The sequence below is a fragment of the uncultured Gimesia sp. genome, assembly GCF_937910335.1.
Taxonomy (GTDB): Bacteria; Planctomycetota; Planctomycetia; order Planctomycetales; family Planctomycetaceae; genus Gimesia.
In genome coordinates this window covers 25,410-35,757 of the sequence record NZ_CALEMX010000483.1, presented here as the reverse complement: position 1 = coordinate 35,757, position 10,348 = coordinate 25,410, and the positions used below count along the sequence as shown (strand labels likewise).

Genomic DNA, 10,348 nt, shown 5'->3' with positions numbered 1-10,348 from the left:
TGCCCACGAAAAATCAGACCATCGGAAAATAGTTTCAGAAATGTCCGCCTGACTGCTTTGGAGCACATCTCATCGAGGGTGAATCGTGTGCGTTCCCAATCGCAACTGGCGCCCAGTTCTCGTAATTGATTTAAGATCCGTTTTTCGTATTGTTCTTTCCAGTTCCAGATACGTTCCACTAAGGCATCACGGCCGATGTCGTGGCGTGTAAGATTTTCTTCTTCTTTCATGCGACGTTCGACGACCGCCTGGGTTGCGATGCCCGCGTGATCGGTTCCGGGCATCCAGAGGGCTTCGTATCCCTGCATGCGTCGCCAACGTGTGATCAGATCCTGCAGAGTCCCATTCAACGCGTGTCCCATATGCAGCGCCCCTGTGACGTTGGGGAGTGGGATCATAATGGTGTGTTGTTCTTTTTCCGGGTTGGGTTCGGCGTGGAAATAGCCTTTCTCTTCCCAGTAGGGATACCACTTCTTTTGTGCACTGGCAGGGTTATATTGTTTATCAAGCGATTCGGTCATGGGATACGGTTGAGTCTTGTTTTAAAGTCCAGGAATAGAGAAGCAACAGTAATTTCTAATAGATCGAGCATGTTGTGACAGCGGGAACTGGCTGATCAGACTCAGATATAGCAAAAATGACTGTTGCGGGCATTGTTGACGGTTACGGTTTCTTCATTCTAGTCGAAAAAAGTCCCTTCATCCTTGTAGAGTTTGTATTCGACACTATCGACCAGTGCAAGCCAACTTGCTTCGATGATATTTTCACTGACGCCGATACTGCTCCAGACATGCTGTTCGTCTTTGCTCTCAATTACGACCCTTACACGGGCAGCAGTGCCTTCTGCGGAGTTGATGACGCGTACTTTGTAATCGACCAGGTGCATTTTTCCGAGTGCGGGGAAAGCAGGGCAGAGGGCTTTTCGAAGGGCCGTATCCAGGGCATTCACCGGACCATCTCCTTCGCCGACCACATGTTCCTCCTGTCCATTCACTTTCAATTTAATGGTGGCTTCGGTCAGCGGTTCGTGTGAGTTGTCTGATTCCACATTCACACGATAGTGAATCTTTTCGAAATGTGGTTTGAAGGTTCCTGCAACTTTTTTTACGAGCAGGTCGAAGGAAGCTTCCGCTGCTTCAAACTGATAACCCAGGTTTTCCAGGTCCTGAACTTTTTCCAGAATGTTCGTAAGAAGTTGAGGGTCATTATCGAGTTTATACTTTGTTGTTTTGGCAACGATATTAGAACGGCCTGAGAGTTCGCTGACGAGCACTTTTCGTTCATTGCCTACAACTTCCGGTTCTATATGTTCGTAACTTTTGGCGATACGATTGACGGCGTGAACATGCATGCCACCTTTGTGGGCAAAAGCACTAGTGCCAACAAAAGGCTGGCTGGATCGAAAATTCATGTTGGCCAGTTCATAAACATAGCGTGACAGCTCGGTCAGTTTATGTAACTGATTGTCGAGCAGAACGGAATACTCTTCTTTCTTTGTTACCAGATTGGCAATCACACTGATCAGGTCGGCATTTCCACAACGTTCGCCGATTCCATTAATAGTTCCTTGAACTTGTACAACACCCTGTTCCACGGCTGTTAATGAATTGGCAATGGCTACGTCGCAGTCGTTATGGCAGTGAATACCCAGCGGGGTTATGATTTCACTTTGAACGAAATTCAGATATTTTGTGATGATTTCAGGCAGGCTGCCACCGTTTGTATCGCAGGGGACGATGAGATCTGCGCCAGCATCGGCAGCTGCTTTGATGGTTTTTAAGGCGTATTCCGGATTGGCACAAAAGCCATCAAAGAAGTGTTCGGCATCGTAGATGACTTCCCGTCCGCACGATTTGATAAAGGCAACCGAATCGGCAATCATGGCCAGATTCTCTTCGAGCGACACGCGCAGGACTTCTGTCACATGCAGATCCCAGGTTTTTCCAACGATGGTGACCACGGGTGCCTCTGAATCACGAAGCGCCTGCATGCCGACATCATCTTTCGCGGCAATCTCTTTGCGGCGAGTCATACCAAAGGCGGTCACTTTGGCATGTTTCAAATCCATTTCCGCCACGCGTTGGAAGTATTCGGTATCTTTTGGATTGGAAAGGGGATAGCCGCCTTCAATGTAATCGAAGCCCATTTCATCGAGCTTTGTGGTAATCTGCAGCTTGTCTTCTAATGAGAAGTTTACACCTTCTCCCTGGCTGCCATCCCGCAAAGTAGTGTCATACATCTGAATTCGGGCCATCGTTAGGGGCTTTCTTTTTCTATTGTAATTAAAGAATCGCTGGTTTGGTTTCTTTGTCTGAAATTTGACTTCACGCTTTCAAGCGATCTTGTAGCCTGTCTTGAGGAGTCCTGTTGCAAGCAATAAAAAAACCTCAGGGAGTGACCTGAGGTTTTGAAAAACTGTTAAATTAGTAATGATCCTCAAGTCATGACGAGCCTGTGATTTTGCAAATAATAATAATGCTGCTGACGTAGTCAGTATAAGAAACGGACATGATAGACTGGAAGACCTTCAATTCGAGCAAGTACTTTATTTTCACGTTCTACTTTGTGAAGATCATAAGCAGAGGGGCTGAGGTAGTCAAACGAAATCCTGAATTCATCTCTTTTTTAATGCGATGTTCTCGAAAGAACAGGGATGAATTGTGAATTAGACAAATTCTTCTTCGTATTCTTCGTCATAATCATCTTGAAGTTCGCCTTGTTTTGATGCTTCCCACTCGTCAAGTGTATACAGGACTTCACGTGCCTGTGAGCCATTGTATTCGCCGACGATTCCATCTTCTGCCATGTAATCAATGAGCCGGGCACCGCGACCGTAGCCCACACCGAGGGCTCGTTGTAGGAGAGAAACGGAGCCACGACCTTCGCGAATCACAATTTCAACTGCTTCATCATACAGGCTGTCTACTTTGCGATCAGAATCAGCGCCGTTATTTTTCTTGGCGTTGGCAGCAGTGATTTGTGCCAGTTCAGGGCTGTATTCCGGAGCCATATCGCTAAAGAAGTCGATCACGTTTTCGATTTCTTCGTCACTAACAAAAGCACCTTGAGCGCGAGTCAGTTTACTGGTTCCGGGGGCCAGGTAGAGCATGTCTCCGTTGCCGAGCAGGGCATCGGCACCGTTTTCATCCAGCACCACTCGGCTATCGCCGCGACTGGCAACCTGGAATGAGATTCGGGCAGGCAAGTTCGATTTGATCAGTCCGGTAATCACGTCAACAGTTGGTTTTTGAGTGGCAAGGACCAGATGAATTCCGACGGCCCGTGATTTCTGAGCCAGGCGAATAATGTGTGCTTCCACATCTTTACCAGAGGTCATCATCATATCTGCAATTTCATCAGCAACGATCACAATGGAAGGCATTTTTTCTGGCATTTTCAGGGCTTCTTCCGATTCCGGGTCGATGCCTGCAAGATCGAGTACTTTGTCTTTGCCGAGTTTGTTGAAGCTTTCAATATTACGCGCGCCACAACGTGCCAGGAGATCATAGCGTTCTTCCATCTTGTCGACGGCCCACGCTAAAACGGCTTCGGCTTTTTTCATATCGGTAATGACGGGATGCATCAAATGAGGGATGCGTTTGTAACCGCTCAACTCAACCATTTTCGGATCGATCATGAGCATTTTGACTTCGTTGGGAGTACGTGTCATCAACAGTGAGAGAATCAAAGTATTCAGACAGACACTTTTACCTGTTCCCGTACGACCGGCAATTAATAAGTGAGGTAGTTTGGACAAGTCGGCAGTCAAAGGGTGGCCGCTGACATCTTTGCCCATGAAAAGCGGAATACGACATTTTTCTGCTTCATCAGAACAGGCTTCAATTAGTTCTTTCAACCGTACCATGACTTGTTTCTCGTTGGGAACTTCGACACCGACGGTGTTTTTTCCTGGAATCGAAGGCACGACTCGAACGGAAGGTACGCGTAATGCGACAGCCAGATCGTGGGCAAGTGCTGTGACTTTGGCAACACGCAGACCTGGTTTCAAGTTGAGTTCGAAAAGTGTTAACACGGGCCCTGTGTCAATTTCGGAGACTTGAATATCCAGACCAAAGTCAGCAAATGTGCTTTCTAGAATCTCGGCTGCTTCTTCCGCTTTTTTTGCCAAAAGCTCAAAGGGAAAATCTTCGGCCTCTTCCAGAAGATCTAAGCCGGGCAGCTTATAGGAGCTGTTTTTTTTTTGATCGATTGGTTTTGATTGTCGTACCAGACGAAGGCCGGCAGGCGGATTGACTTTAATGGGCTTGCGTTTTTTGATTTTTTTAACTTTTGGTACTGAGACTTCTTCCTCTTCGAACTTTTCTTCGTCTTCTGCTACTAGATCTTGTTCTTCCTCTTCGTATTCTTCTTCCTCTTCTTCAACATCTGAAGAATCGCGGCCTAAGGCTCTGAAGGGAAATGTGAGGCAGGAAAAAAAGATTCGAACGGGAAGCGTATCAGCTGTTAGTAACAGTCCTGCAAAGAACATGGATACCAGTAGAATGATGGAACCTGCAACGGAAAATTTGGATTCCAGCAAAGAGAAGCCGAGCGCACCAATATAGCCACCACTACCGATTAACGGAGTGGTACCATTGGCTCCCAGCATCATTTGAGTGGCAATGCAAATTGAGGTCAGAATCAGGGTCAATCCAAAGAGTTCAACGATGACGCCGACTGCTTGCTGGCGTGAGAACATACGCATATCGATCACGATCAACGCTAGAAAGATGCCCCAGGCACCAACTCCAAATCCGGATCGTAAGAGATGAGCGGTGTGGGCTCCCGAAGTTCCACAGAGGTTTTGAGCGACATCACGGACAGGATACACTAATTGCGCAGGAGGATCGGCGGGATCATAGCTAAACAGGCTCAGTCCAAGAAAGACTGTGACTGCCAGCAATCCTAACGCAATGATATCTGTTTTGAACCGTTGAATGTCTATCATCAGGGCCAACCTGTAATAGTGAATTGTGAGTCGTTCGTATTTATATTTTAAAAGGGAATCATCTGCGCGCAAAACGATCGCAAAAAAGTGGTCACTTTTTTTTGGAGTGATCCAGATCTTATGTTGGAGTAAAATTATTCCCGTCTGAGATGAAACCCAAGAACATCAACAGACGGGAATATTTTCACGACTATTGCCTCAATGGGGGAGTATTGAGGCGAACCAAACAAAAGTATGGATTCAGTTAGATATTGATTTCCTTAACTATTCAAACTTAGCACATGAATTGAGGGCTGTCGGAAAAAATCAACAAAGTGCGTTGTGTTTCCGCACCAGAGGTGGAGGCTGGACCGGTTAGTGAAATCAGTAGAAGCTTTAAGGGCCGATTATGCTGACAGTATGAATTGAGCCGGTATCCCGGAAGTGACCTTTGTTGACATTATCGCAAGCTGACGCTGATGAGAGTTATCGATGTCTCACTCGAGCTGGCTTTATTTTGCTGCGATATGCTCCTGAATCCAGTCGATCAGTGAATCTGCTACCTGGGTTTTTTCGCCAGAGTAGGTCGCGACGGTTTTCTGAGTCTGGTCGATGACTTCGACATAATTCTCTGTGGAACCGATGGCGTTTACACCGTTAAGGACAATGGCGTCGCATTTTTTACTGTATAGTTTGCGAACCGCATTAAACCGGGCATCTTGCGACTCGAGTGCGAAACCCATCACCCAGCGGTTTCCTTTTTGTGTTCCCAGTTCGGCTAGAACATCAATCGTTTCAACCAGTTCCAAAGTGATCGCTTCACCGGTTTTAGCGATTTTGCCTGCTTTGCGGGTTTTGATGCGATAATCGCAGACGGCTGCTGTTCCGATAACGCCATCACATTCCGCGAACAGTTTCTCGGCTTGCGCGAACATCTCATCGGTTGTTTCGACCTGAAACACTTCACATCCTTCAGGCGGAGGAAGTGTGACTGGTCCGGAAACGAGAGCAACTTCATGGCCTGCTTGAATTGCTGAGCGTGCCAGGGCGTATCCCATTTGACCACTGCTGGCGTTGGAAAGGTAGCGGACATCATCCAGGTATTCACGTGTTGGTCCGGCAGTGATGAGAATTCGCATGCGTTTTATTCACGTCAAGGGAGTGGCGACGAGCTAATTCTGATCAGCTCAGTATTTCTTTCATTCGAGATAATATCTCCGCAGGTTCTGCCATGCGGCCTTTGCCCGTGATGCCACAACTTAACCAGCCTTCTCCTGGTTCTACAATCTGAATGCCATCTTCTTTCAGTTGCGCCAGATTTCGTTGTACTGCGGGTTTAGCCCACATGTCTGCGTTCATTGCAGGGGCTATGAGAATCGGAGCGGTGCAGGTCAATGTGAGTGTGGAGAGCAGGTCCTGTGCGAAGCCATGCGCCATTTGTGCGATGACATTTGCTGTTGCCGGTGCGATTACAAAAAGTTCAGCCCTCCGGGCCAGGCCGATGTGTTCTCCCTGGAAATGTTCCTGAGGCGAAAAAACGCCTTGATAGACAGGTCGGCCTGTGAGTGCTTCAAAAGTGGTTGCACCTATAAATTTCTGAGCCGCCTGAGTCATGACGACGCTGACGGCTGCCCCTTGCTGGACCAGTTTACTGGTGAGGTCAGCCGTTTTGTATGCAGCGATCCCTCCAGAGACACCTAATAGGATTTCACGCCCTTGCATGAGTTGATTTCCGGTGCAAATGGATTTGGTGTATGAGTTAAATCATATCTTCTAATGAGGGACCTTTGTCATCGTACTCTATCCCATCCAGCGGTTTGGCTTCTTCGATAATTGCCACTTCGCCCGACTGGTCCAGATAGATTTTGTCTTCCATGATTTCTTTGACCACAATCTCGAGATGGTTTTTGGTTTGCAATTCAACCAGCGGTCTGGCCCCCCGATTCAGAGCGACGATGCGCTTTTGGATGAGTGAAGACAATTTGAAACGACCGCCAACTTTGTTAACGATCTCTTCTTCTTTAAATTCTTCCAGCATTGATTTCTTGCTCCCGTTGTTTCAGGATGGTGCCAATTTCAGAAACAGCCCGATCCAATTCATCATTAATAATGACATGGCTATAATGTTTGGCTTGCTCCAATTCTTTGCGAATTGTGGCTAACCGTTTTTCGATAATTTCTTCCGATTCTGTTCCGCGGCTCCGAATTCGTTTTTCATATTCTTCATCGGAGGATGTTCTTACAAACAGCGTGATGGCCTGTGGGAATTGTTCTTTCAGTTTTAACGTACCCTGAACGTCAATTTCCAGAAAAGGCCAGCCACCTTCCCGGGCAGCCCGATCTACCTCGGATTTTAACGTTCCATACCAGTATCCTAAACCGTGGACCTGTTCGCACTCTAGTAATTCGTTATTTTTTTGCCGTTCTTCAAATTCTGTATCTGTCAGGAAATAGTAATCCTGGCCATCCACCTCGCCTTTCCGCCTGGGGCGGGTTGTGGCTGAGATTGCTTTAATCAGTTTAACCGGCGAATCCTCCAGTAGACGTTTCACAATTGTTGTTTTACCACTGGCAGTTGGTCCCGAGAGAACAATGATGGGTGTTTCCAGTTGTGTGTTTTGATGGGGATTTGGCACGTTACAAAATTCCAGAGGGATCGCAGTGTCGTCCTGGTATTTAACTGTTTGTGGACAATGATTTATATTATTCAACGTTCTGAACGTTTTCTCTGATTTTTTCGACAGCCAGTTTCATTTCGATGACTGCGTGTGATATCTCAACATCGTTGGCTTTGGAGCCAATGGTATTGATTTCCCGAAACATTTCCTGAACCAGAAACTCCAGTTTTTTACCCTGGGAGGTATCGCCTTTAATGATGGTATCGAATTGTTCCAGATGGCATTGCAGTCGACTGATTTCTTCATTGATATCACAACGATCCGCAAACAGACTGACTTCACGTATCAGGCTTTCTGAATCAAAGTCAACTTCCTGGTCCTTTAAAAGATCAGTGAGCCTCTGGTGCAGACGATCACGATAGCTGGTGACGACCCGTGGAGCTTTCTCTTTCACCACTTCCAGTTGATCGCATATTTTCTGATTACTGGCAATAAGATCGGCTTGCGCAGATTCGCCTTCTTTGATTCGAAATTCGGTTAACTCCGTGAGTGCTCCTTGAATGGCCTGTTCGATCAGTGGCCAGTCGGCTTCCGGAGTATGCGATCGGGAGTAGTTGTCAATCACAATTCCAGGCAGTGCCAGCAGGCTGTTCAGGTTATCGGGCAGTGGGAGGTGGCAGACTTCCGTCAGGTGTTTTAACTGAGACCAATACTGTTGTGCCACTTCTTCATCCAGCAGGTAGTCGCTCGTGCGGTCGAGATTGTCAATTCTGAGAGTAAGATTGACGGTTCCGCGCGTAATCGAACTCCGCAATAACTTATCAATCTGGCTGCCAAGTTTTGCGTAGAGTTCCGGATAACGGGACGATATTTTTAAATAACGGTTATTGACGGTTCGAATTTCAGCGTGAACGGATAAGCGGTCATCTTCTGCAGTCGAACTTCCAAAACCAGTCATGCCTAGAAGCACAACACACTCTTTTCTGAATTACAGGAATCGATGGATGTTAAGAGAACAGTCTCTTGGTTTCATTTATGTCAAAGCATGCCGACTATTTCGGTTTTGATTCTGACTTGGTTGTGTCAGGCTTAGTTGTATCCGATTTTGCAGGAGGAGCTTCCGGTTTTTTCTCTGCAGGCTTGTCAGCATCGTCTGGTTTGGCAGGTTCTGTTTTCTTATTGGCTGCCTCTGGTTTTTCGTCAGCTTTTTTCGCTGGTGCTACTGGTGCCTCTTTTTTCTCTTCGATATTTTTAAACGGCGTGCTGTCTTCTTTAACGGGTGGATCCGTGTCTGGTTTTTCCTCTGGATTTGTGACAGTAGGTTCTTTTGAGACTGCTTCAGAGCCGCCCCCGTATTTGCCTGAACTGGCTCTGGTTGTGATTCCCGAAATCCCGGCCAGGATTACCCAGATGACCGCCATGACAATTGTGATCTTGGTAAAGACGTCACCGGCTTTTGTTCCGAGAGCACTTTGCCCGCCAGAGCCGCCGAAGGCACCTGCCAATCCACCACCACGACCTTTTTGCAGGAGGATGATGATGATCAGTAGAACTCCAAAGAACATCAACAGGGTCATTAATAAGGTGGCAGGATCCGTGATGGTATCCACAAAATTTGCAAGAATCATTATGTTATCCTGGTTAGCTGTGATGAGCCGTTGCTATTAATTGAAAAAAGTTAGTGAACGAGATTCCACGCGGAGAAAAAACGCACCTTTGGAATTTGAACCGCTGCATCATATCGTAGTCAGATACGATCTGTAAATCGATTCTGGTATCCGAGTGTAGACGAATCGAGATAAAATAGCGGCTTTCCATTAACTGGCCGATAATTCAATGGCGGCCTGAATAATGGGGATAAATTGTTCAGGCTTGAGGCTGGCTCCTCCGACTAGTGCACCATCCACATTTTCCTGAGAGAGCAGCTCTCTGGCATTATCTGGTTTCACGCTACCTCCATAGAGAATCCGGGTCGCATCAGCGATCTCTGATGAATAGTGCTCTTTCAGCCAGTTTCGCAGGTATTGGTGTGCTGATTCGGCCTGATCGGGGCTGGCAGTCAAGCCTGTTCCAATTGCCCAGACTGGTTCGTAGGCAATCACAATCTGATCAAAGGCTGAGGCATCAATTCCATCCAGACCGCCTGTCATTTGCGTATTGAGGACCGTTTCAGTCTGTTCGGATTCGCGTTCGCTCTGAAGTTCTCCTACACATAGAACGACCTGCAGTCCGGAAGCAAGCGCCTTTTTGACTTTGAGATTGATGTCGGAATCGGTTTCCTTAAGAATATGTCGGCGTTCGCTGTGGCCTAAGAGAACGGAACGACAACCGATGTCGGATAACATTTCTGTCGCGGTTTCGCCTGTAAAGGCCCCTGGTTTTTCGTGATAGCAGTTTTGGGCTCCGACACCGATTCCTGATGCGTTGACAATTTCGCCAATCGTGGTCAGGTAAGGAAAAGGAGGACAAACCAGAATTTCGACCGCCTGATTCTCAGTGGGAACTTCTTTTACTAACGCCTGAGTCAATTGCGAACCAGACTCTCTGGTCGTGTTCATTTTCCAGTTACCAGCTACAAGAAAGCGACGCATAATTCATCCTGTGATTAATGAGTGTGAAATATTGAAAGTGTTTCGACATCGCTTTCGCTTCCGGTGAGAAAAGTGAGCAAAAAACGATCCGTGTTGTCAGGGCCTGGAATTATGGATCGGAGTTGACTCAGAGAAGCCATTGCGTGACAGGTAAGTTATTGAGTCGGAGCCTATGATTCAAGGATTCCACTTGAAAAACCTGAGATCCAGCC

At 47.0% G+C, this 10,348-nt stretch carries 10 protein-coding genes; all 10 read right to left on the bottom strand.

Annotated elements, in window-relative coordinates:
- The coding region (locus Q0668_RS19600; protein WP_298867748.1) for a class I tRNA ligase family protein at positions 1-521 on the bottom strand (521 nt) is incomplete at its 3' end.
- Positions 522-679: 158 nt separating this feature from the next.
- Positions 680-2,254, bottom strand: a complete 1,575-nt coding sequence (gene cimA / locus Q0668_RS19595; RefSeq protein ID WP_298867746.1) for a citramalate synthase — start codon at positions 2,252-2,254, stop codon at positions 680-682.
- A 411-nt stretch (positions 2,255-2,665) separates the two neighbouring features.
- Positions 2,666-4,948, bottom strand: a complete 2,283-nt coding sequence (locus Q0668_RS19590; protein WP_298867744.1) for a DNA translocase FtsK — start codon at positions 4,946-4,948, stop codon at positions 2,666-2,668.
- 491 nt (positions 4,949-5,439) lie between these two features.
- A complete protein-coding gene (locus Q0668_RS19585) occupies positions 5,440-6,066 on the bottom strand; it encodes a phosphopantothenoylcysteine decarboxylase (protein ID WP_298867741.1) in 627 nt (208 codons plus the stop codon).
- A 43-nt stretch (positions 6,067-6,109) separates the two neighbouring features.
- Entirely contained in the window at positions 6,110-6,649 is a 540-nt protein-coding gene (coaBC, locus tag Q0668_RS19580) for a bifunctional phosphopantothenoylcysteine decarboxylase/phosphopantothenate--cysteine ligase CoaBC (protein WP_298867740.1), read from the bottom strand.
- 37 nt (positions 6,650-6,686) lie between these two features.
- The gene (locus Q0668_RS19575; RefSeq protein WP_298867738.1) at positions 6,687-6,965 is read right to left on the bottom strand and encodes a DNA-directed RNA polymerase subunit omega; all 279 of its coding nucleotides are present in this window, start codon (positions 6,963-6,965) and stop codon (positions 6,687-6,689) included.
- A complete protein-coding gene (gmk, locus tag Q0668_RS19570; protein ID WP_298867736.1) occupies positions 6,949-7,563 on the bottom strand; it encodes a guanylate kinase in 615 nt (204 codons plus the stop codon). The genes Q0668_RS19575 and gmk overlap by 17 nt, the downstream gene beginning before the upstream one ends.
- Positions 7,564-7,630: 67 nt before the next feature.
- A complete protein-coding gene (locus Q0668_RS19565; RefSeq protein WP_298867734.1) occupies positions 7,631-8,515 on the bottom strand; it encodes a YicC/YloC family endoribonuclease in 885 nt (294 codons plus the stop codon).
- An 82-nt stretch (positions 8,516-8,597) separates the two neighbouring features.
- Positions 8,598-9,173 carry a preprotein translocase subunit SecG gene (secG, locus tag Q0668_RS19560; RefSeq protein ID WP_298867732.1) on the bottom strand — a complete coding sequence of 192 codons (576 nt, stop codon included), beginning with the start codon at positions 9,171-9,173 and terminating at the stop codon, positions 8,598-8,600.
- Between the two features lie 189 nt (positions 9,174-9,362).
- Entirely contained in the window at positions 9,363-10,136 is a 774-nt protein-coding gene (gene tpiA, locus Q0668_RS19555; RefSeq protein WP_298867730.1) for a triose-phosphate isomerase, read from the bottom strand.
- Between the last annotated feature and the right edge of the window lie 212 nt (positions 10,137-10,348).

Coding starts and splice junctions, on each gene's coding strand:
- cimA (WP_298867746.1), bottom strand. CDS start 2,254: ATGGCCCGAATTCAGATGTATGACACTACTTTGCGGGATGGCAGCCAG.
- Q0668_RS19590 (WP_298867744.1), bottom strand. CDS start 4,948: ATGATAGACATTCAACGGTTCAAAACAGATATCATTGCGTTAGGATTG.
- Q0668_RS19585 (WP_298867741.1), bottom strand. CDS start 6,066: ATGCGAATTCTCATCACTGCCGGACCAACACGTGAATACCTGGATGAT.
- coaBC (WP_298867740.1), bottom strand. CDS start 6,649: ATGCAAGGGCGTGAAATCCTATTAGGTGTCTCTGGAGGGATCGCTGCA.
- Q0668_RS19575 (WP_298867738.1), bottom strand. CDS start 6,965: ATGCTGGAAGAATTTAAAGAAGAAGAGATCGTTAACAAAGTTGGCGGT.
- secG (WP_298867732.1), bottom strand. CDS start 9,173: ATGATTCTTGCAAATTTTGTGGATACCATCACGGATCCTGCCACCTTA.
- tpiA (WP_298867730.1), bottom strand. CDS start 10,136: ATGCGTCGCTTTCTTGTAGCTGGTAACTGGAAAATGAACACGACCAGA.